At 70.2% G+C, this 24618-nt stretch carries 27 protein-coding genes; 13 read left to right on the plus strand and 14 right to left on the minus strand.

Annotated features, from left to right (window positions below; all coding sequences use genetic code 11):
- The first annotated feature begins 180 nt into the window (after positions 1-180).
- Positions 181-963 carry an alpha/beta hydrolase gene (locus VPH61_RS01040; protein WP_332061663.1) on the plus strand — a complete coding sequence of 261 codons (783 nt, stop codon included), beginning with the start codon at positions 181-183 and terminating at the stop codon, positions 961-963.
- Between the two features lie 30 nt (positions 964-993).
- Here the strand turns inward: VPH61_RS01040 and VPH61_RS01045 are convergent, their stop codons facing one another.
- Entirely contained in the window at positions 994-2040 is a 1047-nt protein-coding gene (locus VPH61_RS01045) for an NAD(P)-dependent alcohol dehydrogenase (RefSeq protein WP_332061664.1), read from the minus strand.
- 103 nt (positions 2041-2143) lie between these two features.
- Here VPH61_RS01045 and VPH61_RS01050 point away from each other — a divergent pair, with 103 nt between their 5' ends.
- Complete coding sequence (locus VPH61_RS01050; RefSeq protein WP_332061665.1) at positions 2144-2851, plus strand: TetR/AcrR family transcriptional regulator; 708 nt, start codon at positions 2144-2146, stop codon at positions 2849-2851.
- A 43-nt stretch (positions 2852-2894) separates the two neighbouring features.
- Here VPH61_RS01050 and VPH61_RS01055 read toward each other — a convergent pair whose 3' ends face one another.
- The gene (locus tag VPH61_RS01055; RefSeq protein WP_332061666.1) at positions 2895-4487 is read right to left on the minus strand and encodes an ABC-F family ATP-binding cassette domain-containing protein; all 1593 of its coding nucleotides are present in this window, start codon (positions 4485-4487) and stop codon (positions 2895-2897) included.
- Between the two features lie 143 nt (positions 4488-4630).
- Between VPH61_RS01055 and VPH61_RS01060 the strand changes: the two genes are divergently transcribed.
- Positions 4631-5665, plus strand: a complete 1035-nt coding sequence (locus VPH61_RS01060; protein WP_332061667.1) for an NADPH:quinone reductase — start codon at positions 4631-4633, stop codon at positions 5663-5665.
- A 22-nt stretch (positions 5666-5687) separates the two neighbouring features.
- Here the strand turns inward: VPH61_RS01060 and VPH61_RS01065 are convergent, their stop codons facing one another.
- On the minus strand, positions 5688-6332 hold the full coding sequence (locus VPH61_RS01065; RefSeq protein ID WP_332061668.1) for a LysE family translocator: 645 nt from the start codon (positions 6330-6332) through the stop codon (positions 5688-5690).
- A gap of 103 nt (positions 6333-6435) precedes the next feature.
- Between VPH61_RS01065 and VPH61_RS01070 the strand changes: the two genes are divergently transcribed.
- The 6 genes from VPH61_RS01070 to VPH61_RS01095 all read left to right on the plus strand — a co-directional run bounded on the left by VPH61_RS01070 (position 6436) and on the right by VPH61_RS01095 (position 11304).
- The gene (locus VPH61_RS01070; RefSeq protein WP_332061669.1) at positions 6436-6888 is read left to right on the plus strand and encodes an Lrp/AsnC family transcriptional regulator; all 453 of its coding nucleotides are present in this window, start codon (positions 6436-6438) and stop codon (positions 6886-6888) included.
- Between the two features lie 91 nt (positions 6889-6979).
- On the plus strand, positions 6980-7447 hold the full coding sequence (locus VPH61_RS01075; protein WP_332061670.1) for a VOC family protein: 468 nt from the start codon (positions 6980-6982) through the stop codon (positions 7445-7447).
- 164 nt (positions 7448-7611) lie between these two features.
- A complete protein-coding gene (gene ectB / locus VPH61_RS01080; protein ID WP_332061671.1) occupies positions 7612-8886 on the plus strand; it encodes a diaminobutyrate--2-oxoglutarate transaminase in 1275 nt (424 codons plus the stop codon).
- A gap of 38 nt (positions 8887-8924) precedes the next feature.
- The gene (locus VPH61_RS01085; protein WP_332061672.1) at positions 8925-9713 is read left to right on the plus strand and encodes a DsbA family protein; all 789 of its coding nucleotides are present in this window, start codon (positions 8925-8927) and stop codon (positions 9711-9713) included.
- A complete protein-coding gene (locus VPH61_RS01090; RefSeq protein ID WP_332061673.1) occupies positions 9710-10597 on the plus strand; it encodes a cytochrome c biogenesis CcdA family protein in 888 nt (295 codons plus the stop codon). Before VPH61_RS01085 ends, VPH61_RS01090 begins: the two co-directional genes overlap by 4 nt.
- Positions 10594-11304 (plus strand): GntR family transcriptional regulator, encoded by a 711-nt coding sequence (locus tag VPH61_RS01095; protein WP_332061674.1) that lies wholly within the window; start codon positions 10594-10596, stop codon positions 11302-11304. Before VPH61_RS01090 ends, VPH61_RS01095 begins: the two co-directional genes overlap by 4 nt.
- 53 nt (positions 11305-11357) lie before the next feature.
- Here the strand turns inward: VPH61_RS01095 and VPH61_RS01100 are convergent, their stop codons facing one another.
- From VPH61_RS01100 to VPH61_RS01120, 5 genes are read right to left on the minus strand one after another with little or no spacing between them, the layout of a single operon-like run.
- Positions 11358-13106, minus strand: coding sequence for an ABC transporter ATP-binding protein (locus VPH61_RS01100; protein WP_332061675.1), 1749 nt, complete (start codon positions 13104-13106; stop codon positions 11358-11360).
- Positions 13103-13963, minus strand: coding sequence for an ABC transporter permease (locus VPH61_RS01105; protein ID WP_332061676.1), 861 nt, complete (start codon positions 13961-13963; stop codon positions 13103-13105). Before VPH61_RS01105 ends, VPH61_RS01100 begins: the two co-directional genes overlap by 4 nt.
- On the minus strand, positions 13960-14916 hold the full coding sequence (locus VPH61_RS01110) for an ABC transporter permease (protein WP_332061677.1): 957 nt from the start codon (positions 14914-14916) through the stop codon (positions 13960-13962). Before VPH61_RS01110 ends, VPH61_RS01105 begins: the two co-directional genes overlap by 4 nt.
- A 48-nt stretch (positions 14917-14964) precedes the next feature.
- Positions 14965-16623: an ABC transporter substrate-binding protein gene (locus VPH61_RS01115; RefSeq protein WP_332061678.1), complete on the minus strand. Its 1659-nt coding sequence runs from the start codon at positions 16621-16623 to the stop codon at positions 14965-14967.
- Between the two features lie 18 nt (positions 16624-16641).
- A complete protein-coding gene (locus VPH61_RS01120) occupies positions 16642-18300 on the minus strand; it encodes an amidohydrolase (RefSeq protein WP_442879034.1) in 1659 nt (552 codons plus the stop codon).
- 189 nt (positions 18301-18489) lie between these two features.
- On the opposite strand from VPH61_RS01120, the gene VPH61_RS01125 reads away from it, so the two are divergent.
- Positions 18490-19188: a TetR/AcrR family transcriptional regulator gene (locus VPH61_RS01125; RefSeq protein ID WP_332061680.1), complete on the plus strand. Its 699-nt coding sequence runs from the start codon at positions 18490-18492 to the stop codon at positions 19186-19188.
- 6 nt (positions 19189-19194) lie between these two features.
- Here the strand turns inward: VPH61_RS01125 and VPH61_RS01130 are convergent, their stop codons facing one another.
- A complete protein-coding gene (locus VPH61_RS01130; protein ID WP_332061681.1) occupies positions 19195-20184 on the minus strand; it encodes an AraC family transcriptional regulator in 990 nt (329 codons plus the stop codon).
- A gap of 136 nt (positions 20185-20320) precedes the next feature.
- Here VPH61_RS01130 and VPH61_RS01135 point away from each other — a divergent pair, with 136 nt between their 5' ends.
- The gene (locus VPH61_RS01135; protein ID WP_332061682.1) at positions 20321-21157 is read left to right on the plus strand and encodes an NmrA family NAD(P)-binding protein; all 837 of its coding nucleotides are present in this window, start codon (positions 20321-20323) and stop codon (positions 21155-21157) included.
- A 13-nt stretch (positions 21158-21170) separates the two neighbouring features.
- On the opposite strand, the gene VPH61_RS01140 is transcribed toward VPH61_RS01135, so the two are convergent.
- Positions 21171-21407 carry a helix-turn-helix domain-containing protein gene (locus VPH61_RS01140; RefSeq protein ID WP_332061683.1) on the minus strand — a complete coding sequence of 79 codons (237 nt, stop codon included), beginning with the start codon at positions 21405-21407 and terminating at the stop codon, positions 21171-21173.
- Positions 21407-21904, minus strand: a complete 498-nt coding sequence (locus VPH61_RS01145; RefSeq protein ID WP_332061684.1) for a DUF2975 domain-containing protein — start codon at positions 21902-21904, stop codon at positions 21407-21409. Before VPH61_RS01145 ends, VPH61_RS01140 begins: the two co-directional genes overlap by 1 nt.
- Before the next feature lie 97 nt (positions 21905-22001).
- Between VPH61_RS01145 and VPH61_RS01150 the strand changes: the two genes are divergently transcribed.
- On the plus strand, positions 22002-22373 hold the full coding sequence (locus VPH61_RS01150) for a hypothetical protein (protein WP_332061685.1): 372 nt from the start codon (positions 22002-22004) through the stop codon (positions 22371-22373).
- Positions 22374-22424: 51 nt separating this feature from the next.
- Here VPH61_RS01150 and VPH61_RS01155 read toward each other — a convergent pair whose 3' ends face one another.
- From VPH61_RS01155 to VPH61_RS01165, 3 genes are read right to left on the minus strand one after another with little or no spacing between them, the layout of a single operon-like run.
- Positions 22425-23222, minus strand: a complete 798-nt coding sequence (locus VPH61_RS01155; protein ID WP_332061686.1) for an SDR family NAD(P)-dependent oxidoreductase — start codon at positions 23220-23222, stop codon at positions 22425-22427.
- Positions 23219-23656, minus strand: a complete 438-nt coding sequence (locus VPH61_RS01160; RefSeq protein WP_332061687.1) for an SRPBCC family protein — start codon at positions 23654-23656, stop codon at positions 23219-23221. The genes VPH61_RS01155 and VPH61_RS01160 overlap by 4 nt, the downstream gene beginning before the upstream one ends.
- Positions 23653-24003, minus strand: a complete 351-nt coding sequence (locus VPH61_RS01165) for an ArsR/SmtB family transcription factor (RefSeq protein WP_332061688.1) — start codon at positions 24001-24003, stop codon at positions 23653-23655. Before VPH61_RS01165 ends, VPH61_RS01160 begins: the two co-directional genes overlap by 4 nt.
- Before the next feature lie 97 nt (positions 24004-24100).
- Between VPH61_RS01165 and VPH61_RS01170 the strand changes: the two genes are divergently transcribed.
- Positions 24101-24601 carry a GNAT family N-acetyltransferase gene (locus VPH61_RS01170; RefSeq protein WP_332061689.1) on the plus strand — a complete coding sequence of 167 codons (501 nt, stop codon included), beginning with the start codon at positions 24101-24103 and terminating at the stop codon, positions 24599-24601.
- Positions 24602-24618: the final 17 nt, after the last annotated feature.

The raw sequence follows: 24618 nt of genomic DNA on the forward strand, positions 1-24618 counted from the left end.
CCGGTTGCCGGTACTGTGGAGCAGCCTGCTCGGGTCGACGAAGGGATTTGTCCGATGGATCTTCAGCTCGTACTCCCGGAGCTGCGAGAGCCGATGAGGCGTGCAGAGGTGTCAGCGCCGCGCTGGCTCGTGCGAATCGCGGTGCGCCTGCTGCGTGTGCCGACGTCGAGTGCCGTGCACGTGACGAACGAGCGGACCGGATCGACCCGGATCCGCCTCTACACGCCGACGGGTGCGCGCAGCGGCGCCGCCTTGTTGTGGATTCATGGCGGCGGCCTGCTCTTCGGTGACGCGAAGCAGGACGAGGCGCTGTGCCTGTCCACGGCAGAGCGGTTGGGAATCGTGATCGTGTCGGCGAACTATCGATTCGCCCCGGAGCATCCCTTCCCCGCAGCCCACGACGATGTGCTGTCGGCGTGGCGCTGGCTCCTCGAGCACGCAACCGAGCTGGGCATCGACTCGAAGCGCATCGTCATCGGCGGCGAGAGCGCCGGGGCGGGGCTCGCGGCAGGACTGGTCCAACGAATCCACGACGAGGGCGGGGCGGCGCCGTGCGGGCAGTGGCTCTTCGCGCCGATGCTCGATGACCGCACGGCCGCGCGACGGGAGCTGGACGCTCTGAGGCACTTCGTGTGGGACAACGAGTCGAATCGGGAAGGCTGGTCCGGCCACCTCGGCACGGCGACCGGCGCCGCAACCGCTCCGGAGTATGCCGTTCCCGGCCGCCGCACCGACGTCTCCGGCCTCCCGCCGGCCTTCATCACGTGGGGCGACATCGAACTGTTCGCGGAAGAGGACCGCGCGTACGCCGACGCGCTCCGGGACGCAGGTGTGCCCGTGACGACGGATGTCGTCGAGGGTGCGCCGCATGGATTCTCGAATTGGGCGAAGGAGACACCATCCGCGAAAGCCCTCGTGGAGCGCGCGCAGGAATGGTTGCGCACCGTCACCGCTCAGGCGTGATCGCGGAAGAGCGCTCGGCCCTCCGGTCGCTCACCCGACCCGCAGCACCACGCTCCCCCGCTTGCGACCGGTGTCGACGTAGCGGTGCGCCTCGACGATCTCGTCGAGGTCGAAGACGCGGTCGATGACCGGACGAAGCGCCCCTGACTCGGCGAGCGCCGCGAGACGCTCCATTCCTGCTCGCCGCATGGAGCCGCCGCGGTGGTCGACCACGAGACCGCTCCGGCGCGACTGCATGCCCGCCGCGAGTATGCTCGGCAGATCGGCGATGACGAGCAGCAGCGCGCCGCCCGGCCGCAGCAGATGTGCGACGCGGCCGAACGGCGCGTTGCCGACGCACTCCACGATCACGTCGTAGCGCGAGGCGTCGGCGGAAGCGCCTGACCCGGAGCCCGCCGCGAAGTCCTCGCGGGTATAGTCGACGACCTCGCTCGCGCCGAGCGAACGCACGAGTTCGGTATTGCGCCCGCTCGTCACCGCGGTCACGTGCGCGCCCCGTGCCGCCGCGAGTTGCACGGCCGCCGAACCGACCGCGCCCGAGGCGCCGTTGACGAGCACCCGGCTGCCCGGCCCGACCGTCACTGAGTCGAGGAACCGCAGGGCGGTGTGCCCGCCGAAGACGATCGCGGCGGCCTCCTCGAACGAGAGGTTCGCCGGCTTCGGCGCGACGTCGCCGTCAGCCTCGACGACGACGAACTCGGCATGGCAGCCCATGCGCGCACCGTGCATCACGATGACCTCGTCTCCGGGCATGAACCGTGCGACGCCCTCACCGATGCGCTCGACGACGCCGGCGGCTTCCATGCCCAGCACCGGCTTCCTGGGGCGGAGGAAGCCGATGACCGGCCCGACCGCGAGGCCGAGGCCGCGCGGCACGCTGCGGCTCCGCAGCCGGTGGTCGGCGATGCTCACCGTCGAGGCGCGCACGCGCACGAGGAGCTCGCCGGGCCCGGGTTCCGGCTTCGGCACTTCGGCAACGTGCACGACCTCGGGAGCGCCGAAGCGTTCGGTGACAGCAGCACGCATGGTCGTTCGAGTAGTGGCGGATGCCGCCGGCCGGCGCGATTCGATGGACATGAAACGGCTCCCTTACGTTGTAAGACTTACGGCGTAAGATACGCCGACGACGCCCCTATGTCCAGTCCCGGCGGACGATTGCCTGACGCTGTAAGGTGAGGGCATGCCGCAGCGGTCAGTCGTGCGCCCCCAACTCACTCGCGAGAGCGTGCTGCAGGCGGCGCTGCAACTCGCCGATCGTGACGGCATCGAGGCGCTCACGATGCGCGCCCTCGCCGAGCAGCTCGGCGTCGAGGCGATGTCGATCTACTACCACCTGCCGAACAAGGATGCGATCCTCGACGGACTCGTCGAGGTCGTCTTCGCCGAGATCGAGCTCGAGGTCGGCGGGTTCACAACTCCCCCGGCGACGGATGCCGCGAGCTGGACGTCGGCACTCCGCGAACGCATCCTCGGGGCGAGGCGGGTGCTGCTGCGGCATCCGTGGCTGCCGAACGTCATGAACGCGCGCGGCGCCTCGGGACCGGGCGCGATGCGCCATGTCGACGGCGTCGTCGGCATCATGCGGGCCGGCGGCATGTCGCACGACCTCATCCACCACTCGCTGCACGCGATGGGCAGCCGCATGTACGGCTACGTGCAGGAGCTCAGCGACGACGGGGCCGCCCCCGCACCCCGCGAACTCGAGCAACTGGCGGCACTCGCCCCGCATCTGGCCGCGATGCTCGCCGAGGTCGTGCACGACGACCCCGAGTCGACCCTCGGCTGGTGCGACGACCAGACGGAGTTCGAGTTCGGACTCGACCTGCTGCTCGAGGGGCTCGAACGGCGCCGGGCGGCGCAGGCTGCGCGGGACCAGCCGATCGAGTAGCGAGCGCCAGCGAGCGTATCGAGATCCGCCGGCGGGGCCGGACTCAGAGCGCCCCGGTCGCCGCCGTCTCGATCACGTTCGGCGTGCCATCGAACACGAGCAGCCGGTCGGCGAGCTTGTCGACGAAGAACCGGTCGTGCGACACGACGATGACGGCGCCCGGAAAATGCGTGAGCGCCCGCTCCATGACCTGCGTCGAGGTGATGTCGAGGTGGTTCGTCGGCTCGTCGAGCACGATCACCGCAGCCCCCGACAGCAGGCACTGCGCGATTGCGACGCGCGCCCGCTGCCCGCCCGAGAGCGTGCCGATCTTCTGCTTCAGGTCGGCCTCCGAGAACTGCAGCATCGCGAGGAATCGGCCGACGCTCTTCTTCGTCGCCGTGAAGGCGAGGGAGTCGGGGTAGGCGTTCACGGCGTGCCCGACCGTATCTTCGAGGTCGAGCTCGGCGTAGACCCGGTTGTACGAGACGTACCTGGCGCCCTTGGCCCAGCGCACCGTGCCGAAGTCCGCCTCGGTCTCGCCCGTCAGCACGTCGAGCAGCGTCGACTTGCCCGAGCCGTTGGAACCGAGCACCGCGACCCGATCACCCCTTCGCAGGTCGAACGAGAGACCTTCGAACAGCGGCGCACCGCCGAAGCTCTTCGTGAGTCCCGTCACGGTCAGTAGGTCGTTGCTGACCCGCAGCCCCTCGTAGATGCCCGTGATGATCTGGTCGATGGGGCGCGGCGCCTGCCGCTTCTTGATGTCGGCGAGGCGGCGGGCGACCGCGTTCGACGGGTTGCGGGCGGCCTCGCGGCGCGCGGCCGATGCCGCCTGCTCGTAGGCCAGTAGCTCCTCTTCGTGCGCGAACTGCTTCTCGAGCATCTTCAGCCGCGACTGCTTCGCGTGCACGTACGCGGAGTAGTCGCCCTCGTACTCCTGCAGGCGGTAGTTCTCGAGTTCGATGATGCGGGTGACGACCCCGTCGAGGAACTGGCGGTCGTGCGAGACCACGAGCACGGCGCCCGCGAAGCCCGAGAGCCAGTTCTCGATCCACTTCACGCCGTCGAGGTCGAGGAAGTTCGTCGGCTCGTCGAGCAGCAGCACGTCGGGCGACTGCACGAGGATCTGAGCGAGCGCGGCGCGGTTGCGCCATCCGCCCGACAGCCGGCCGACCGACAGCGCACGTCGCTCCTCGTCGAAGCCGAGCCTCGTGAGCACGGTGTCGATCGTGGTCTCGTAGGTCCAGCCGCCGATGTGGTCCATGCGCTCGAAGAGCTCGCCCTGCTCGGTCAAGAGTCGCGTCATCGCGTCATCCGCCATCGGCTCGACGAGCGCCATGCCGATCTCGTCGAGCCGAGCCTGAGTCTCGTGCACCTGGGCGAAGTGCCCGCTCAGGATCTGCTGGATGGACTGCTCGCCGTCGAGCTCCGAGAACTGCGAGAAGTACCCGATCGTGGTGCCGAGGGTGACGTCGCGCGTGCCGCCGCTCGGCTCCCTGCGCCCGAGCACGACCTCGAGCAGGCTCGTCTTGCCCGTGCCGTTCTTGCCGATGAGGCCGACCCGGTCGCCCTGCTTGAGCTTCAGGAACGCCTCCTTCAGCACCGGGCGGCCGTCGAACTCGATGCTGACGTCGTTCAGGCGGATCAGGCTCACGGGTGTCCTTGCGGTGAAGAGGTGGAGAGGTTCGGCGAGACGGATGCCTCGAGCCGCGCGCCAACTCTACCGACGCCGCCTGAGCGGCCGCCGTCCGGCGCCGGGGTCGGAAGGTTCTCGGCGCCCGCCGCGTTGGCCACTGCATGAGAGCGATCACGTATGCCAAGACCGGGGACTCGTCCGTGTTGCACCTCGTCGAGCGGGAGGTGGCTGAACCCGGCGCCGGCGAGGTGCGCGTGCGCATCGCGGTGTCGGGCGTCAACCCGACCGACTGGAAGGCGAGGGTCGGTGCACGGCCGGGCGCTGCGGCCCCGTTCGCGGAGGTCGTGCCGAACCAGGACGGCGCCGGCGTGATCGACGCTGTCGGCCCCGGTGTTGCCGGGTTCGAGGTGGGCGACCGGGTCTGGGCCTACCTCGCCGCGCACGAACGCCCGTCGGGCACCGCGCAGCAGTTCGCGGTCCTCTCGGCCGAGCACGTCGTGCCGCTGCCCGATACCGCGAGCTTCGACCTCGGCGCCACACTCGGCGTGCCCGCCATGACGGCGCACCGCGCGCTCACCGTCTCCGAGGCCGGTCCGTCCCGACTCGGCCCAGGCACGCTCGACGGCCGCGCGGTGCTCGTCGCCGGTGGTGCCGGCGCCGTCGGGCATGCGGCCATCCAGCTCGCCCGTTGGTCGGGAGCCACGGTCATCACGACGGTGAGCTCGCCCGAGAAGGCCGCGCTCGCGACCGCGGCCGGAGCCCACCACGTCGTGAACTACCGCACCGACGACGCTGCCGCCGCGATCCGCTCGATCGCCCCGCACGGCGTCGACCAGGTCGTCGAGGTCTCGCCTGCCCGGAATGCCGAGCTCAACTCGCGGGTCATCGCGAACCACGGGACGATCTCCGTGTACGCGACCGACGGCGGTGCCGACATGACCCTCGACGTGCGCCGGCATTTCGCGCTCAACGTGCGCTACCAGTTCCTGCTGCTCTACACCGTCGGGCAGGACGCCCTCTCGGCTGCGGCGGAGGACATCGGCCGCGCTCTGGCCGACGGCGCGCTGCCCGTCGGCGAGGACGCCGGTCTTCCGATCACCCGTTTTCCGCTCGAGCGCACGGCCGAGGCGCACGACGCCGTCGAGGCGGGCACCGTCGGCAAGGTGCTCATCGACGTCGACCCCGAGATCGCCTGACCCTTCGCCGGGCGAGCGGGGTTCACCCGGCGGTGAGGTGCCCGACCTGCTCCACGACGAGCGCCACGGCGAGCACGACCATTGCCGCGCCCGAGATGCGTGAGACGAGCCGTATGGCCGACGGCCGGGCGCGCAGCACCGTGCGAGCGCCCATGCCCACGGCGAAGTAGACGACCCCGCAACTGCCGACGAAGATGAGGCCGAGCACGGCGAGCTGCAGCGGGATCGGCCAGGCGCCCGCGGCATCCGTGAACTGCGGCAGCAGCACGACGAGCACGAGCAGCCCCTTCGGGTTCAGTCCGCTCACGCCGGCGCCCTGCACGAGACGGAGCCACGGTCGTGTCGGCGCCCCGCCGGTCGCCTCGTCACCCCCGGCAGCACCCAGTCCGGGCGGCTCCATCAGCACGCGCACGCCGAGGTACAGCAGGTACGCCGCCGCCGCGAAGGTGAGCGCGATGAGCACCCACGGCAGGGCCGCCACTGCAGCGCCCACCCCGACCGCGACGGCGAAGACCGCGGCGAGGTAGCCGATGAGGATTCCGGAGAGGGCCGGCAGGATGCTTCGATCACGCAGGCCCGAGGCGATGATGTACGCCCAGTCGGGGCCCGGCACGAGCACCATGAACGTCATCATCGCCCAGCAGGCGAGCAGCAGTTGCGTGTTCACGACGGCCTCCTTCCGGCGAATACGACGAACACGACGAGTGGAGCGACAGAAGCCGCTGCCATATTCACCCCGAATCACGCCGCCACGTGGAAGAATCCACCTCATGGATGCCATCGATCGGAGAATCCTTGCTGAACTCCAGCAGGACGGGCGGCTGAGCCTCACCGACCTCGCCGCGCGCGTGCAGCTGAGCATGTCGCCGACCCACCGCCGGCTGCATGCGCTCGAGGCATCCGGGGCCATCTCGGGCTACCGCGCAGTGATCGACCCGGAGGTGGTCGGGCTCGGCTTCGGCGCGCTCGTGTTCGTCACGATGGACCAGGCGAACCGGGCTACGATCCCGGCCTTCGACGCGGCCGTCGCGGAGATCCCCGAGGTGATCCAGGCACTGCGTCTGTTCGGCGACCCCGACTACCTGCTGCGCGTCGCCGTGCCCGACCTGCCGGCGTACCAGCGACTGTGGGATGAACGGCTCTCGGCGCTGCCCGGCGTCCGCCGCGTCGAGTCCACCCTTGTCATGAAGACCATCGTCGACGACCGCCCGCTGCCGCTCTGACGAGTCGGCCCGCGACTCCTGCCCCTCGACGCTGTCGGCGGCGAGGCGTACCGTGGCCGACGAAGCGTCAGCCCGAACGAGGAGGTTCCCGATGGCCGAGCTCTCACCCATCCAGCCGTGCCTGTGGTTCGACGATCAGGCCCGTGAGGCCATGGCGTACTACGTCGACGTCTTCCCGAACTCCCGCATCAGGCAGATCGACGAGTACCCCGACGAATCGCTCGACGAGCACTTCGCGGGCATGTCGGGCAAGGTGCTGAACGGCCAGTTCACGCTGAACGGCGTCGACTTCGTCTGCCTCGACGGCGGGCCGCTCTTCACCTTCAACGAATCGATCTCCTTCGTCGTCGAGTGCGCCGATCAGGCCGAGATCGACGACTACTGGTCGAAGCTCTCGCACGTGCCCGAGTCGGAGCAGTGCGGCTGGTGCAAGGACCGCTTCGGCGTCAGCTGGCAGATCATCCCCGCGAACATGGGCGAGCTGACCCGGCGGCCCGAGCAGATCCAGGTGATGATGCGACAGAAGAAGGTCGTGATCTCAGAGCTCGAGAACGCCTGAGATCAGCGGATGCCGCGGCTCGCCGTTCTTCGATCGCGCGCGCCGTTCGCCCCTCCTCCCCGCAGCTGTTGCACGCGTGCGCCGGTATCGACTCCGCACCGACTGCCCAGCTGGACGATCTAGGCTCGAGTCACCGCACCCACCTGAGAAGGAGCCAGCCCGCAATGAGCGACGCCGCGAACCTTGACGTCTTCGACCGCCGCGAGTCGGAGGTGCGCGGCTACGTCCGCGCCTTCCCCACCGTCTTCGACCGGGCGAACGGCTCCAAGCTGATCGACGCCGACGGCCGCGAGTACCTCGACTTCTTCGCGGGCGCGGGCGTCTTGAATTACGGGCACAACAACCCCGTCTTCACCCGCGCGCTCATCGAATACCTCGAGCGCGACGGCATCATCCACGGGCTCGACATGGCGACCTCGGCCAAGCGCGCGTTCATCGAGGCGTTCGAGCGGTACGTGCTCGAGCCGCGCGGCCTCGATCACAAACTGCAGTTCACCGGGCCGACCGGGGCGAACGCCGTCGAGGCGGCCCTGAAGGTCGCACGCCAGGCCACCGGCCGCACCAACGTCGTCGCGTTCACGAACGGATTCCACGGGCTGAGCGTCGGCGCCCTCGCCGCGACCGGCAACAGCACGTACCGCGAGGCCGCGGGCATGCCGCTCGGAGGCGTCACCCGCCTGCCGTTCGACGGGTACCTCGGCGCGGGGGTCGACACGCTCGACCTGTTCGAGAAGATGCTCGACGACCCCGGATCGGGCCTCGACCTGCCCGCCGCCGTCATCGTCGAGGCGGTGCAGGGCGAGGGCGGCATCAACGTCGCGAGCGTGCCCTGGCTGCAGCGTCTCCGCGCGCTGACCGCCGACCACGGCATCCTGCTCATCCTCGACGAGATCCAGGCAGGCGTCGGCCGCACCGGCGCCTTCTTCGCCTTCGAGGCCGCCGGCATCGTGCCCGACATCGTGACGGTGTCGAAGTCGATCTCGGGCTCGGGCCTGCCGATGTCACTCGTGCTGCTGCGCCCCGACGTCGACGTGTGGAAGCCCGGCGCCCACACCGGCACGTTCCGCGGCAACAACCTCGCCTTCGTGTCGGCGCGCGTCGCGCTCGAGACCTACTGGGCCGACTCCGCATTCACCGACGCCGTCGACGCGAAGTCGGCGCTCCTGCGCGCCGAGCTCGACGCCATCGCTGCCGCCCGCCCCGAGCTGGGCCTCGTTCCGCGCGGCCGCGGCCTGATGTACGGCCTCGCCTGCGACGGCGACCGCACGCTCGCCGGCCGCATCTCGAAGGAGGCGTTCACGCGCGGCCTCGTGATCGAGACGTCGGGGGCCTTCGACGAGGTGCTGAAGTTCCTGCCCGCGCTCACGATCACCGACGACGAGCTGCGCGCCGGCCTCGCGATCGTGCGCGAGAGCCTCGACGCGGTGCTCGCGGCCTGACAGGTCGGTCTGGGATTCAACATGTATCCTAGGCCGCGATGTCGAACTCCCCTGCACCGAAGCCCGTCCACCCGCTCGCGCGCAAGCTCCGCCTCGCGCGCATCCTGAACGTCGTGCTCGGCGCCGTGACGGCGTTCCTGCTCGTCGTCGTGATCGCGCAGTCGGTGCCGAACGCCGGGCAGGCCGCCACTGACTCGACGCAGCCCACCGCGACCGACGAAGCCGGCACGGCCGAGTCGGGCACCGGCTCGGGCACTGGCTCGGGCACCGGCGCCGAGATCGCCACGCGAGACCCGAACGACCCGCTCGCGATCGGCGACGTCGACGCTCCCGTCGTGCTCGTCGAATGGGCCGACTTCCGCTGCCCCTTCTGCGCGGTCGTGACGAACCAGACGTTGCCGACGATCTTCGATGAATACGTCGACGCGGGCCTCGTGCGCTACGAGTTCCGCGACGTCGCGTTCTTCGGCGAGGAGTCGATCGACGCCGCCGTGGCCGCTCGAGCCGCCGGCGAGCAGGGCAGGTTCCCCGAGTACCTCGAGGCCGTCTTCGCCGCCGCGCCCGAGAAGGGCCACCCCGACATGCCGCGCGAGAAGCTCATCGGCTTCGCGACCGAGGCGGGCGTGCCCGACCTCGCGAAGTTCGAGCAGGACCTCGACCGCGCCGACCTCCGCGATGCCGTGCTCGCCAGCACGGCGGAGGCGCAGAAGCTCGGCGTCACGAGCGTGCCGTTCTTCGTCGCGGGCGACCAGGCCATCGCCGGCGCACAGCCGATCGACAACTTCCGCGCACTCCTCGACGAGCAGCTGGCCACGGCGGGCGAGTGATCGACCTCGGGCTCGCGGGTGCCCTCGTCGGAGGCATCCTCACCCTGCTGAGCCCGTGCTCGGTGATGCTGCTGCCGGCGTTCTTCGCCTACGCGTTCACGAGTCCGAGCCGCCTGATCGCCCGCACCGGCGTTTTCTACCTCGGGCTCATCACGACGCTCGTGCCCATCGGCGTGCTCGCCGGCACCGTCGGCGCCTTCGTTAGCACGAACCGCACGATGCTCGTCACGGTCGCCGCGATCGTGATCATCGTGCTCGGCGCCGTGCAGCTCAGCGGCACCCCGTTGCCCGCGTTCACGCGCAGCGGGGCGGCCGAGGGCACCGGCGTGGCATCCGTGTACCTGCTCGGCACCGTCTACGGACTCGCCGGGGTCTGCGCCGGGCCGCTGCTCGGCTCGGTGCTGGCGCTCGCGGCCCTCGGCGGCCAGCCGCTGTACGGCGGCATCGTGCTCGCCGTCTTCGCGCTCGGCATGACCGTGCCGCTCTTCCTGCTGGCCTTCGCGTGGTCGCGGTCGCCGCGGCTCCGCGGCCTGCTGCGCCCCCGCACGGTGCGCATCGGACGCTGGACGAACACGTGGACGCAGATCGTCGGCGGCCTCCTCGGCATCGGCATCGGCGTGCTGCTCATCGCCACCGAGGGCACCGCCTCGCTGGGCGGCGTGCTCGGCGCCTCGCAGCAGTTCGCGGTCGAGAGCTGGGTGCTCGAACGCACCGCGGGCGTCTCCGACCTCGTCTTCGCCGCGGTCGCGGTCGCGGCGCTGGCGGGAGCGTGGGGTGTCCACCGGTGGCGCAGCCGTGCAGCACGGCGAGCGGATGCCTCGGGCAGCGACTCCCACGAGGCATCCGTGACACCTCTGGCAGCCGGCGAAGACGACGCCTCGTGACGTTCGTCGCGCACGAGACCGGGGCAGCGGATGCAGCGGGGCCGATGCAGCGCCATGATGGTGGGATGCCGACCGTCGACAGCGCAGCAGAGCGGGCCCGCACCGCGATCCGCGCCGGGATCCTGGACGGCACCCACCGGCCCGACACGATGCTCAGCGAGAACGAGCTCGCCGCCGAGCTCGGCATGAGCCGCACCCCCGTGCGGGCCGCGCTCACCCGACTGCAGGACGAGGGCTGGATCACGATCTACCCGAAGCGCGGTGCGCTCGTTCGCTCGCTCAGCGACGGGGAGATCGCCGACCTCGCCGACGCGCGGCTGATCCTCGAGTCCGCCGGGGTGCGCCGGGCCGGCACCGAAGCCCGCCGTGCCCTCGCCGACCGGCTCGAGCCAGGCCTCGAGGCGCAGCGCGCCGCCCTCGAAGCGCGCGACCTCGACGGCTTCGTGACGCTGACGATCGCCTTCCACCGATCGTTCGTCGAGGCCGGCGGCAATCGCACCCTCACCGAGATCGGCGACCGGCTCACCGCGCGACAGCGCCTGCTGCTGAGCGCCCACCGCGATGCGCTCTTCGAGCGGCCCGACCAGGTCATCGACGAGCATCGCGCCCTCGTCGAACGGCTGCGCGCCGACGACCCGGCCGGCTTCGCCGAGGCCCTGCGCACCCACCTCATGGAGACGCACGGCCCCGAACTCGGCCCGATCTGACAACTGCAATCAGTCGTCTTCGGGCACCGGCTCCGTACGACTCGCGCGCTGGTTCACGAGCCGACTCCGCCCGGCGCGCGTTCGACGTCGAGCGCGCTCGCCTCCGCGGCCACGGCCTCGAGGTTCCACTCGGGCCGCGGCACGGAGTCGATGAGCAGTCTCGTGTAGGGATGCTGCGGGTTGCCGAGCAGTTCGACCGTGCGTCCGCGCTCGACGATCTCGCCGGTCTTCATGACGACCGTCTCGTCGCAGAGGCGGCGCACGACGGCGAGGTCGTGACTGATGAAGAGCACCGTGAGGCCGCGCTCACGGCGGATCTCCTCGACGAGGGAGAGCACCTGCGCCTGCACCGACACGTCGAGCGCGCTCGTCGCCTCGTCCATCACGAGCACGTCGGGCTCGATCGCGAGCGCCCGGGCGAGCGCGACGCGCTGCCGCTGTCCGCCCGAGAGGGTGCGCGGGCGCGCCTGGGCGTGCACGTCGCCGAGGCCCACCTGCTCGAGCAGCTCGAGCACTCGCTCGCGCGCATCCGTCGTGCTGAGGCGCCGGTGCAGTCGCATCGCGTCTTCGATCGCCTTGCCCGCGGTGATGCGCGGGTCGAGCGAGAGGTACGGGTCCTGGAAGACCATCTGCACCGATCGCGCGTGCTCGAGCCGTTCGACGCGCGAGCTCGGCACCGAGGTGCGAACCCGCCCGGCGATGCGGATGTCGCCGGCATCCGCCTGCTCGAGGCCCACGATCATGCGGGCGAACGTCGACTTGCCCGAGCCCGATTCGCCGACGACGCCGAGGGCGCCGCCCCGTGGGATCTCGATCGAGGCGTCGATGACCGCGTGCACCGGCTCCTTGCCCCGGCGCACGTAGGTCTTCGAGATGCCGGTCGCCGAGAGCATCGGCTCGCTCGCAGGCACCGCGACCGACGGCGAAGCGGATGCCGCTTCGACGGTCGTCGCCGGAACCGCCGCGTCCGAGATCGTCGGCGCCGCGGCATCCGTGCCCGCATCGACCGACGCGCCCGAGCCGCGCGCGACGACGATCGTGGGCGTTGCCGCCACGAGTCGCTTCGTGTACGCCGCCTGCGGGTTGCGGAACACCTGACGGGCGTCGCCCTGCTCCTCGACTCGGCCCGCGCTCATGACGTAGACGCGATCGCAGATCGCGGCGGCGAGGTTCAGGTCGTGGGTGATGAACAGCATGCCCATGCCGCGGCTCGCGCGCTGCTCGGCGAGCACGCCGATGATCTCGGCCTGCGTCGTGACGTCGAGCGCGGTCGTCGGCTCGTCGCAGATGAGCAGCCGCGGCGAGCTCGTGAGCGCGCCCGCGATCATGACCCGCTGCAGCATGCCGCCCGAGAGTTCGTGCGGGTACTGGTGCAGGTGCTCTTCGGGGCGCGGCAGGCGCACCGCCTCCATGAGCGAGATGGCGACCGCTCTCGCGTCGGCCGCCGAGCGGCCCTCGCAGAGTCGCATCGTCTCAGTGAGGTGGTCGCCGACCGTGCGCATCGGGTTGATGCCCGCCCGAGGGTCCTGGAAGATCATCGACGCACGGGTGCGGCGGAGGCCCAGCAACTGCTTGCGGCTCGCGCCGAGCACCGACTGGTCGAGCAGCTGCACCGAACCGCCCATGGTCGCGCGGCTCGGCAGCAGGCCGAGCACGGAGCGAGCCGTGAGCGACTTGCCCGAGCCGGACTCGCCGACGAGGCCGACGGTCTCGCCGTCGGCGACCGTCAGGCTGATGCCGTCGAGCAGTCGCTTGCCGTTCGGCAGGTCGAGCGTGAGCTCGGAGATGTCGAGGAGTGTCATGCGGGGATCTCGCCTCCGATGCGGTCCGAGAGTTCTTCGCCGATCACGTTGACCGCGACGACGACGGCGACGATCGCGACCGCGGGCACGAGTGCGGGAAGGAAGTAGCCGCCGATGAGGCCCGACTGCGCCTCGTTCACCATCGCGCCCCAGTCGGCCATGGGCGCCTGGACGCCGAGGCCGAGGAACGAGAGGGCGGCCAGCTCCGCGAGCACGTAACCGAAGTTCAGCGTCGACTGCGCGCCGACGATCGGCATGACGTTCGGCAGCACCCGGCGGAGCGCGATGAACGAGCCGCCGAATCCCTGCACGCGATACGCGGCGACGTAGGGCCGCGATCGCTCGGAGGCGATGAGCGACCGGGTGAGCCTCGCGACGAACGGGGCATAGGCGATGGTCATGGCGACCACGGGGGCGACGAGGCCCTTGCCGAAGAGCGCGACCGCCATGATCGCGAGGAGCAACGCCGGGAAGGCGAAGATCACGTCGAAGATGCGGCCGAGCACCGAGTCGATCCAGCCGCCACGCCAGCCGGCCAGCAGGCCGAGGAGGATGCCGACGACCGTCGAGAAGATCACGACGAGCAGCGGTGCGAGCAGCGCGGTGCGCGCTCCGAACATCATGCGGCTGAGGGTGTCGCGACCGAGCGCGTCGGTGCCGAGCCAGTGCGCCGGGCTCGGGCCGGCCTGGATGTTCAGCAGGTCGACCTGGTTCGGCGGATACGGCGCGATCAGCGGGGCGAAGATCGCCGCGAGGGTCACGACGCCGAGGAACACGACGCTGATGAGGAACGTGGTGCTCGAGCGCCGCGCGCGCGGCGCCCGCAGCACCTTCATGGCCATGGTCGGGGTGGTCATCGGGCACCAGCTCCTGCAGCGGCTCGGGGGTCGATCCAGGGTTCGAGCACATCGATGATGGCGTTCACCACGACGAACGCCGTGACGATGAGCAGCACGATCGCCTGCACGACCGGGAAGTCGAGACGGTCGACCGAGGCCACGAGGAGCGAGCCGATGCCGGCGAGGCCGAACGCCGCCTCGACGATCGAGCTCGCGACGAGCAGGCCCGCCACGAGCACGCCGCTGACGGTGAGGATCGGGCCGATCGAGTTGCGGAAGACGTGGCGACGGATGACCGTGCCGCGCTTCAGGCCGCGACTCGTCGCGACCTCGACGTGCTCACGGCCGAGCTGCTCGACCATCGAGGAGCGGGTGACCTTGCCGACGAGCACGACGAACACGATCGCGAGCGCGATCGACGGCAGCACGAGGTGGTAGATCGTGTCCCAGAACCCCTCGCCCGACCCGAACGACGGGAACCAGCCGAGCTGCACCGCGAAGATCGCGATCAGCACGATGGAGCCGACGAACGACGGGATGGCGCCCAGCACGGTGAGCCCGATGAGCACGGCGCGGTCGAGCACCTTGCCGCGATTCAGGGATGCCACGATGCCCGCGGTGAGGCCGACGATCGCGATCATCGTGCCGGCCATGACGACGAGCCCGAGGGTCACGGGCAGTCGATCGCCGATCACCTGCGAGACATCCTGCCGATACTGCAGCGAGCGACCGAAGTCGCCCTGCAGCACGCCGGTCAGCCAGTTCAGGTACTGCTGCCAGGGCGGCAGGTCGAGCCCGTACTGGGCGGTGACCTGCGCCACGGCCTCGGGGCTCGGCTTGCGGCCGCGCAGCAGGAAGCTGATCGGATCGCCCGGCACGAGGAACCGCGAGAAGAACACGAGCAGTGAAGCGAGGAAGAGCGTGAGGAGCAGGGCGCCGAGCTTGCCCGCCACCCGGCGGAGCGTGGTCATCGAGAGACCCCCGCTCCGCCGAGGTGGACCAGACTGCGCCCGTCGGTGCTAGCGTGCACCAATGGTCGCTGCCCAGGGGTAGTACAGGAAGGCGACCGACGGGGCGACACCGGTGATGCGCTCGCCCATGAACAGCGTCACGGGCGCCTCGAACATCGGCAGCCACGGCAGTTCCTCGTTCGCGATCTGCTGCGCCTCCGCGGTCTTCTCCGAACGCGCGGCGGGGTCCTCGATCGCGAGCGCGTCGTTCACGACGGCGTCGAACTCGGGGTTCGACCAGCCACCGTAGTTGCTGAACTCATCGGTGCGCAGCACGCTGTACATCTCGAGCGGGTCGGGACTCGAGAGGTACCACGAGGTGTAGAACAGGTCGACGCCCTCGCGAGCCGTCGGGTCGGAGAACAGCGCCGTGTAGGCGTTCGGCGTGACGGTCTCGATGTTGACCTTCAGGCCGATCGACTCGGCTGCGGCCGCGGTGGCCTGTGCGTAGACGTTGAAGTCGCTGCTGATCGGGGCCGTCACATAGGTGAGCTCCTCGCCGGCGACGCCCGCTTCCTCGATGAGCTTCTTGGCTGCTTCGATGTCGTAGGGGTACTCCTCGACGTCGCCGAATGCGGAGGCGATCGCCGCGTCGCTCGCGCCGTCCCACACCGACTCGGTCGTCAGCACGTCGGTCGTGGTGCCGTAGCCCTTGACCGCCGCGTCGACGATGCCCTGGCGGTCGAGCGCCATGAGCAGCGCCTGGCGCACGCGCACGTCGCCGAGCGGGCCCTCGAGGTCGGAGATGATCAGGTTGTTGACGGCCGTGTTCAAGCCGAAGAGCATGTCGCCCTGGTCGGAGTCGAGGAGCTGGGGCACGGCGTCGGCCGGAATCATCCAGCCGCCGTCGACCTCGCCCGACTTGAGGGCGTTGGTGCGCGCGTTGGCGTCGTTCATGAAGATGAACTTCACTTCTGCCGAGCGCGCGGTGAGCTCGGGGTCCCAGTAGCCGTCGTAGCGTTCGAGGGTGATGGACTCGCCCGACTGCCATTCGCCGAAGCTGAACGGGCCGGTGCAGTTCACACCGCCGGTCGAGTTGCCGTAGTCGGCGCCCTTCTCGTCGAGCGTCGCGGCGGACTCGATGACACCGGCGGAGCCGCCCATGCCGAGGTTGAACTGCGAGTCGGGGCCGATCATCGTGACGGTGACCTGCATGTCGCCGGTCTGCTCGATCGAGGCGACGTTCTGGTAGGTCGAGTACCACGACGAGCCCACGGCGGGGTCGAGGTGGCGGTTCATCGACGCCACGACGTCGGCAGCGGTCAGCGGAGCGCCGTCGTGGAAGCTCACGCCGTCGCGGATCTCGTAGACCCAGGTCTCGGGGGTCGGGTGCGAGACCGACTCCGCGAGGCCGGGCGACAGCGTCCAGTCGGGGTTCAGGCGCATGAGCGACTCGCAGACGTTGGCGAGCACCATGTTGTCGGCGTAGTCGAACGCGTACGCGTAGTCGAGCGAGTAGGGCTCGGCGTAGTTCGCCCACGTGAACGACTCGAGATCACCCGAGGGTGCATCGGTCGTCGCCGTGAGCTCCCACTCGGCGGGCTGGGCCTTCTCGGGTTCGGCGCCGGAGCAGCCGGTCAGGACGAGTGCTGCTCCCAGCCCGGCGGCGACGATCGACGCGACGCGACGACCGTTGCCTCGGGAGGGCATGACGGGGGACGATGACATTTGGGGGGCTCCTCTTGGTCAGGCAGTGCGGGTGAATGCTGGCGTGCCCTCGATCCAGGTGGAGGTCACCGTCGCGCGGTGGATCTCCGCCTCGGGGAGGCTGAAGGGGTTCGGTTCGAGCACGACGAGGTTCGCGAGGTACCCCTCGCGGATGTACCCGGTGTCGTGGTCGCGGTGGTTCACGTACGCGGTGCCCGAGGTGTACGCCGCCATCGCCGTCTCGAGGTCGAGTCGCTGGTGCTCGCCGCCGAGGGGCTCGGCGTCGAGGCCGGGCGCGACGCGGGTGACGGCGATGTGAATCGCGTCCATCGGATCGGCGCTCGACACCGGCCAGTCGCTGCCCGCGGCGAGACGGGCACCGTGGCGCACGAGGTCGCCGAAGGGGTACTGGCGAGCCTCGGCGCCGTCCTGCAGGAACGGCAGCGTCAGGTCGTCGATCTGATCCTCATGGGTCGCCCAGAGCGCCTGCAGGTTGGCGACCGCGTCGAGCGGGGCGAAGCGGGCGGTCTCCGACTCCTCGACGATCTGGAGGTGGGCGAGGTGGTGACGGCCGTCGGTCGGACCGTTGGCCGTGCGTGCCGCCTCGATCGCGTCGAGCGCCTCCCGCACGGCGCGGTCGCCGAGGGCGTGGAAGTGCACCTGCATGCCGGCGGCGTCGAGCTCGGTCACGACCTGCTTCAGGAAGGCGGGGTCGACGAACGAGAGCCCCGTGTTGTCGGTGTCATGGCCGTGGCTGTCTCGGTAGGGCGTGAGCATCGCGGCGGTCTGGTTCTCGGCCACGCCGTCGACCATGATCTTCGTCGTGCCGAGCGAGTAGCGCTCCGTCGTGCCGGCGGCGACGAGTTCGTCGCGACGCGCGAGCATGCGGGTGACCTGCTCGATGCCGCCGTCGCGCTCCCACCACTGGGCACCGACGACGTGCACGCGCAGAGTGCCCTCGGCGACCGCGCGGCGGTAGATCGCGTCGAGGTCCTCGATGCCCGCGAGGCTGCCGATCATCGCGTCCTGCCAGCCGGTGATGCCGAGCGCGACCAATTCCTCCTGCGCGCGCAGCAGTCCGGCGTAGGCGAAGTCGGCGTCGACGCCGGGGCGCACCCGGTTGAAGAGATGCTCGGCACCCTCGTGGAAGGTGCCGGCCGGGAACCCGTCGGCCTCGCGCTCGATGCGCCCGTCGACGGGGTCGGGGGTCGACCCGTCGAGCCCCGCGAGCGCGATGGCGGCGGTGTTCGCCCACACGCTGTGGTGGTCGCGGCTCGAGAGCACGACGGGGCGGTCGGGCACGACCGCGTCGAGCAGCGCGCGCACGGGGGCACCGCCCGGGTACTGGTCCATCGACCAGCCGCCGCCGAGGATCCATGCCTCGTCGGGGTTGGCATCTGCGTACGCCTTCACCGCGGCGACTGCCTGTTCGGCGCTCTCCGCCTCGGTGAGGTTGCACATGAGCAGCTCGACGCCGGCACCGATCGGGTGCACGTGCGCGTCTTGGAAGCCGGGGCTCAGCAGGGCCCCGTCGAGCTGGATGACCTGCGTCCCCTCGCCGATGAGCGCCTGCGCCTCGGACTCGGGAACGACCGCCGTGATGCGATCGCCGGTGACGGCCACGACGTGGCCTTTTCTCGGTCGGCCGGTTCCAGTGAACACGGCCCCTCCGGTGAACAGCACGTCGGCAGCTGACACGTCGCCCTCGCTTCCTCGTCGAACGGGTTGGTGAAGGTGACGTTAGCGACGGTCCAGCACCGCTGTCAACTGTGTTGACAACATTGCTCTCGTATTCGTTATGCTGACGTTGTCGAGCGCGCTCCACGGTCCGACGAACCGCGGAGCGTGGCACGATGGACTTCGAACTTCGAGGATGAAGAGGGCGACTTGACTGCGACTGACTCCACCCGCGGCGGTGCCGCGCGCGCATCGACCGGCCGGGCCCGCCTCGACCGTGAATCGATTGTGGCGGCGGGCCTCGAGCTCGCGGCGACCTCTGCGACCCCGACGATCTCGGTGCGCGAGCTCGGCACGCAGCTCGGTGCCGATCCCACCGCGATCTACCGCCATTTCCGCAGCAAGGAACAGCTGATGGAGGCGCTCCTCGACGAGCTGACGCTGCGCGCCATCGCCTCGATCGACGCAGAGAAGCTCGATTGGCGCGAACGGCTGAGACAGCTCGCCCGCGCCACGCTGACGTTCTACTCCGCGCACCCGGCCGTCGGCGCCGAGGCCATCGTGCTCACGACCCACGGACCCGGCGAGCTCGAGGCCATCGAGATCATGCTCGAGTCGTTCGCGGAGGCCGGCCTCGAGGGCGACGATGTCGTGCGGCACTACGCACTGCTCGCCTCGCACGTACTCTCGAGCGCCGCGGGCATCGCCCGAGGCCGAGCCGAGCGTGGAGACGGCCCCGAACCAGGCCCTTGGTTCGACGGCCCCATCCTCGCCGACCCGCGCCGGTTCCCGCTGATCACGGCCTTCAACAGCGAGCTCGCCGACCTGAAGGACGAAGACCTCTTCGCCCTCGGCGTCGAAGCGGTCATCCAGTCGGCCGAGCTGACCGTGGCGCGGAACGCGGAGTAGCGGGGTTCACGCGCCGGTCGGCGCCGGTCGCAGCGCCGCGAGACCGAACTGTTGGCCCTCGCGCCGAACGGCACCGGGCGTCGAACCGTGCTGCCGCTTGAACGCCCGTCCGAATGACGCCTCCGAGGAGTAGCCGACCCGCCTCGAGATCGACGCGATCGAATCGGTCGTGCTCATGAGCTCGGCGCGCGCCTGCTGCAGGCGCCAGCCCGCGAGGTAGCGCATCGGCGATTCGCCGACGAGAGTCGTGAACCGATCGGCGAACGCCGACCGCGACATGTTCGCCTCACGCGCGAGCTCGACCAGCGTCCAGTCGTGGTCGAGCGTGGCGTGCATGCGGCCGAGGGCACGCCCGACGTGCGGGTCGCGGAGGGCGGTGAGCCATCCGGTCTCGGACGGTTCGCTCGTGCGGAGCCACGAGCGAAGCACCTGCACGACGAGCACGTCGGCCAGGCTCGTCATGACCGCCTCGCCGCCGGGCTGGATGGCCTCCGCCTCTCGCGCGAGCAGTCGCAGCACGGTCTGGAACGCCCCAGCCTCGCCGTCATCCCAGGCGTCCACCCGAATGAGCGGCGGAAGTTCCTCGATCAATCGCGCCGAGAGTGCACCGTCGACCTGCAGTGCGGCATAGGCGACCTGGGCGCGATCGCCTCCTCCCCCGAAGCGCATGTGCTCGTAGGTGTCGCTGACCTGCTCGACGGGGATGTCGAACAGGGGCGCGCTCGAGGCATCCGCTGCACTCAGCATTCGGTGCGATGCGCCGCGCGTGATGAGCGCCGCACTGCCGGCTTCGAGCGGATGCCGCGTGCCATCGATCTCGAGGATGCATCTGCCCGCGAGCACGACCGGCAGCATCATGAATCCCTCGAGCGCGGGGAACTCCACGCCCCACGGCGCAGTGAGCTCGGCGCGGCAGTAGAGCGCGCCGGTGAAGCGAAGCAGGTGGAGCCCGTCGCCGAGCAGATCGCCGGCGACGGGAGTGCGCGGGTTGACCATGCGTCCAGCGTGTCATGCCGTTCGACCGGACGTCCGGACTTCTGGACGAACGGCATATGAATGCGGTGATTGAGCGATTGCACATCCGGCGGCGCGACCTGAGAGTGGATGCACCACCCACCGAAAGGACACGCTCATGTCACTGGAATTCGCCGTCATCGGATCCACCGGCAAGACCGGCCGGCGCGTCGCCGACCTGCTCGAGGCGCGGGGCCACCGCGTTCGCCGCTTGGCCCGTCGCACCACCCCGGTGTTCGACTGGGAGCATCCGGAGCACTGGGCCGCAGCGCTGCAGGGCGTCGACCGCCTGTACGCGGCCTACGTGCCCGACCTCGCAGCACCCGGCTCCGAGGCCGCCATCACTCGCCTCGCCGAAGTCGCGCACGAGGCCGGCGTGCAGCGCATCGTGCTGCTCTCGGGCCGCGGGGAGGACGGGGCACGACGCTGTGAAGACATCCTGCTGGCGTCGACCGTGCCCGCGACCATCGTGCGTGCGAGCTGGTTCGCGCAGAACTTCACCGAGGGCGTGCTGAGCGATGCGGCCGTCACGGGAGTGCTGGCGCTTCCGGCCGGCGACGTGCGAGAGCCGTTCGTCGACGTGGACGACGTGGCGGCGGTCGCCGTCGAGGCACTCACGGGCGCGGGCCCCGACCACGAGCACCGCGTGCACGAGGTGACCGGGCCGGAGTCGCTGACGTTCGCCGAGATCGCCGTCATGCTGTCGGAGACCACGGGCCGCGAGATCGTCTACGTGCCGATGGGGTTCGACGAGTTCCACGCCGCCATCGCCGCCGAAGACGGCGAGGATGTCGCGACCCTGCTCACCGAGCTGTGCCGCGAGACCCTGGACGGCCGGAACGTGCTCCCGACCGATGGGGTGCGCGCGGCGCTCGGCCGGGCGCCGCGGGGCGTCCGGTCGGTGCTCGCTGCGGCGGCAACCGCATCGACTCCGACTCCGACTCCGGCGTCCTGACCAGGAAACCGCGTCAGGCGTCTCCCTGCCCCGCCTCCCCGGCGACCTCCTCGACCCACTCGAGGAGGTCGCCGGGCTGGCATTCGAGCACGCGGCACATCGCATCGAGCGTCGTGAAGCGCACGGCCTTGGCGCGGCCGTTCTTCAGCACCGCGACGTTCGCAGGCGTGAGCCCGATGCGATCGGCGAACTCCCCCACGCTCATCTTGCGCTTGGCCAGCTCGACGTCGATGCGCACGATGATCGGCATCAGATCACGTCCTCGAGGTCGCTGCGCAGCAGGGTCGCCTGACGGAGCAGCGCGCGCATCACGACCATGGTCAGCACGAGCACCGCACCGATGAGCACCATGCCCGTCAAGACGATCGGGATGCCGGGGTCGCGCAGCTCGGGCGTGAAGTAGATGATTGCCACGAAGTAGCCGGCCACTCCGGCGAGCAGCAGCCACGCGACGACCATCGCCCAGACGATGCCGTCGACCCAGGCGAACGCCTCCTCGCTGAAGATGCGGTCGGACCTGACGAGGGTCAGCAGTCGCCACGTGCAGACGATGACGACCTGGAAGCACAGCACCTCGAGGATCCCGAAGGTCAGCAGCAGCCACGGGATGAATCCGCTCTCGGGCTGCTCGCTCGCCATGTGCGAGAACTGGCCGGGCAGGCTGAACAGCTGGGCCACCAGCAGCCCGACGAAGACGAGCACGAGCAGCACTCGCAGGGGCACGATGACTCGTTCGATCGTTCGCATATATCGAGTTTCGTGACTTCTCTATCGTTTGTCAATCGATTTCGAACGAGACGGATGTCGCGGGCCGACGCCGATGGCCGCCCGATAGGCTCACGGCATGCTCGCCGCCATCGTGCTCTGCGTGATCCTCGCCGCACTCGCCGTCTTCCAGCTCGCGCTCGCCCTCGGTGCGCCGATCGGCAGGTTCGCGTGGGGCGGTCACCACCGCGTGCTGCCCGCGCGGCTCCGAATCGGCAGCGCGATCTCGATCGTGATCTACGCGGTCATCGCGGTGATCGCCCTCGACCGCGCAGGCGTCATCGACGTCGTCTCCGACGCAGTCTCGACCATCGGCATGTGGGTCGTGTTCGCGTACTTCGTGATCGGCATCCCGATGAACGCGATCTCGCGCAGCAGACCCGAGCGCTACACCATGACCCCGGTCGTCGCGGTGCTCGCCGTGCTGAGCCTGCTCGTCGCACTCGGGTAGACGCGGAGCGCCGTCGTCAGACGACGCGCACCCCAGTCAGAGCGCCCCGAGTCAGTCGACGAGCGCACCGGCCGTGAGGTTCGAGATCACGCCGGTCATCGAGCGCGCCCGATCGGATGCCGCGAACGCGAGGTACTCCGCGACCTCGGCGAGCGACGGCAGCCGGCCGAGCAGGGTCGTGCCCGCGAGGCCGGCGAGCCACTCGTCGCGCCCCATGCCGCCCGCCGCCGCGATACGGCCGAACATCTCCCCCGTGTACGAGGTCTCGTAGGCATCGGCCATCGCGTGCGGGCGTACGCAGACGACCCGCACGCCGCTCGGGCCGAGCTCACCGGCGAGCGCCCGCGAGAAGCCCTCGAGCCCGGCGCTCTGTGCGGCGTTGCCGATGAGCCCCGTGCCCGCGAGCCGCGCGCCCGGGGTCGAGATCGTGAGGATCACGCCGCCGCCCTGCGCGAGCATGGGCCGCGAGACGGCCTTGGCCGTGACGAAGTTCGTCTGCAGGTACCCGGTGACGGGGTGCAGGTAGTCGGCGAGGGAGGTCTCGGCGATCGGCAGGCCCTGCACGTGGTCGAAGCCGACGGCGTTCAGGGCGATGTCGATGCGCCCCGCGGCATCCGTCACCTCGTCGACGTGCCGGTCGACGGCCGCCTGGTCCATCGCGTCGACGACCGCGATGTCGACGGATGCCCCGAGCTCGCGCGCCTCGACCGCCGCGGCCTCGAGTCGCGGGAGGCTCCGACCGGCCAGGAACAATCGGGCACCCTCTCGCGCGAACACCCGTGCGGTCGCGGCCCCGATGGACCCGCCGCCGCCGTGGATCACGGCCACCTTGCCGTCGAGCAGCATCATGAAGCTCCGTTCTCTGCGAGTGTTCGGGCGAATCGGTCGATGATCTCGGTCCAGCCCTCGGTGTGCCGCTGCACGGCCGCCGCGTCGGGCAGTCGCTCGTGGCGCACCTCGACCACCGTGGCGTCGCCGTCGGGCGTGAAGGTGACGCGCACGAGCGAATCGGTCTGGTGCGTGGCGATCGAGCGCCACGTGAACTCGAGCGTGTGCGGCCGGTCGATCACGGTGTAGTTGCCGGCGTGCACGAAGGAGCCGCCCGGGTCGTTCATCGTGATCGCGAAGGCGCCCCCGACCCGGCGGTCGGCCACCGCGCCCGACGGCGCACTGCCGTCGCGGTGCATCCACACGGCGAGGCTCTTCGGGTCGAGCCAGGCGTCGAAGAGGCGCTCAGCGGATGCCGCGATGCGACGGCTGACCGTCACGACCGCGGCGTTCATCGCTCTCCCCCGCTGCCCGTCGTGTCCTCACCGTCTCCCAGCATGAAGGCCTCGAGCGCGGCAAGGCGCTGCTCCCAGAAGTCGCGATACTGCGTCATCCACGCGACCGCGTCGCCGAGGGCTTCGGCACGCAGCGACAGCACGTGGTCGCGGCCGCGCACGTGCCGCTCGACGAGCCGGGCGCGTTCGAGCACCTTGATGTGCTTGCTCGTGGAGTTCAGCGAGATCGGAAACTCGCTCGCGAGGTCGGTGACGCGAGCGTCGGAGACGAGGAGGCGGTCGAGGATCGCGCGTCGCGTGGGATCGGCGATGGCGCTCAGCACGGTGTCGAGTTGATATTCACCCATGAGGGTGAATATATGCCTGACATGCCCGCTCGTCAAGGGCCCCGACGGCCCGGGCCGCGATCTTGCCACGCCGGCACCGCGATGCGAGAGTGAATCGATGCCCTACGAACCGATGCCCTTCGCCCTGCGCACCGAACGACTGTCACTCCGCCTCTGGGAGGAATCGGATGCGCCGGGTTACCGGCTGCTCGTGGGCGAGCGCGGCGACGCGACGCCGACCCTCGAGGAGGCGACGGAGGAGATCCGCGGTGCGCGTGAGAGCGCCCCGGGTCGCGGCATCCACCTCCTGACGCTTCGCCGCCACGACAGGGCCGGGTTCCTCGGATACTGCGGGCTCGTCATCGGTCGCTCGAACCTCGACGAGCCCGAACTCGCGTACGAGCTGCTGCGGAGCGCGCACGGCAACGGCTACGCCACCGAGGCGGCGACCGCCGTGGTCGCCGCGGCGCGCGCGACGGGCCGTGAGCGGCTCTGGTCGACCGTGCGCGCGTGGAACACGCCGTCGTTCCGAGTGCTCGACAAGCTCGGCTTCCGCCGCGACCACTCGACGACCGACGAGCTCGGCGAGATCGTCTGGAGCGTGCTCGAGCTGGCATGAGATCACTGTGCGCGTCG

The organism is Agromyces sp. CCNWLW203 (genome assembly GCF_036576125.1).
In the GTDB taxonomy this organism is placed as follows: Bacteria; Actinomycetota; Actinomycetes; order Actinomycetales; family Microbacteriaceae; genus Agromyces.

Bases quoted from the DNA above. Each gene is read 5' to 3' on its own strand.
- VPH61_RS01045 (WP_332061664.1), bottom strand. From the start codon at position 2,040: ATGTCCATCGAATCGCGCCGGCCGGCGGCATCCGCCACTACTCGAACG.
- VPH61_RS01050 (WP_332061665.1), top strand. From the start codon at position 2,144: ATGCCGCAGCGGTCAGTCGTGCGCCCCCAACTCACTCGCGAGAGCGTG.
- VPH61_RS01060 (WP_332061667.1), top strand. From the start codon at position 4,631: ATGAGAGCGATCACGTATGCCAAGACCGGGGACTCGTCCGTGTTGCAC.
- VPH61_RS01070 (WP_332061669.1), top strand. From the start codon at position 6,436: ATGGATGCCATCGATCGGAGAATCCTTGCTGAACTCCAGCAGGACGGG.
- VPH61_RS01075 (WP_332061670.1), top strand. From the start codon at position 6,980: ATGGCCGAGCTCTCACCCATCCAGCCGTGCCTGTGGTTCGACGATCAG.
- ectB (WP_332061671.1), top strand. From the start codon at position 7,612: ATGAGCGACGCCGCGAACCTTGACGTCTTCGACCGCCGCGAGTCGGAG.
- VPH61_RS01085 (WP_332061672.1), top strand. From the start codon at position 8,925: ATGTCGAACTCCCCTGCACCGAAGCCCGTCCACCCGCTCGCGCGCAAG.
- VPH61_RS01100 (WP_332061675.1), bottom strand. From the start codon at position 13,106: ATGACACTCCTCGACATCTCCGAGCTCACGCTCGACCTGCCGAACGGC.
- VPH61_RS01105 (WP_332061676.1), bottom strand. From the start codon at position 13,963: ATGACCACCCCGACCATGGCCATGAAGGTGCTGCGGGCGCCGCGCGCG.
- VPH61_RS01110 (WP_332061677.1), bottom strand. From the start codon at position 14,916: ATGACCACGCTCCGCCGGGTGGCGGGCAAGCTCGGCGCCCTGCTCCTC.
- VPH61_RS01115 (WP_332061678.1), bottom strand. From the start codon at position 16,623: ATGTCATCGTCCCCCGTCATGCCCTCCCGAGGCAACGGTCGTCGCGTC.
- VPH61_RS01130 (WP_332061681.1), bottom strand. From the start codon at position 20,184: ATGGTCAACCCGCGCACTCCCGTCGCCGGCGATCTGCTCGGCGACGGG.
- VPH61_RS01135 (WP_332061682.1), top strand. From the start codon at position 20,321: ATGTCACTGGAATTCGCCGTCATCGGATCCACCGGCAAGACCGGCCGG.
- VPH61_RS01140 (WP_332061683.1), bottom strand. From the start codon at position 21,407: ATGCCGATCATCGTGCGCATCGACGTCGAGCTGGCCAAGCGCAAGATG.
- VPH61_RS01145 (WP_332061684.1), bottom strand. From the start codon at position 21,904: ATGCGAACGATCGAACGAGTCATCGTGCCCCTGCGAGTGCTGCTCGTG.
- VPH61_RS01150 (WP_332061685.1), top strand. From the start codon at position 22,002: ATGCTCGCCGCCATCGTGCTCTGCGTGATCCTCGCCGCACTCGCCGTC.
- VPH61_RS01155 (WP_332061686.1), bottom strand. From the start codon at position 23,222: ATGATGCTGCTCGACGGCAAGGTGGCCGTGATCCACGGCGGCGGCGGG.
- VPH61_RS01160 (WP_332061687.1), bottom strand. From the start codon at position 23,656: ATGAACGCCGCGGTCGTGACGGTCAGCCGTCGCATCGCGGCATCCGCT.
- VPH61_RS01165 (WP_332061688.1), bottom strand. From the start codon at position 24,003: ATGGGTGAATATCAACTCGACACCGTGCTGAGCGCCATCGCCGATCCC.
- VPH61_RS01170 (WP_332061689.1), top strand. From the start codon at position 24,101: ATGCCCTACGAACCGATGCCCTTCGCCCTGCGCACCGAACGACTGTCA.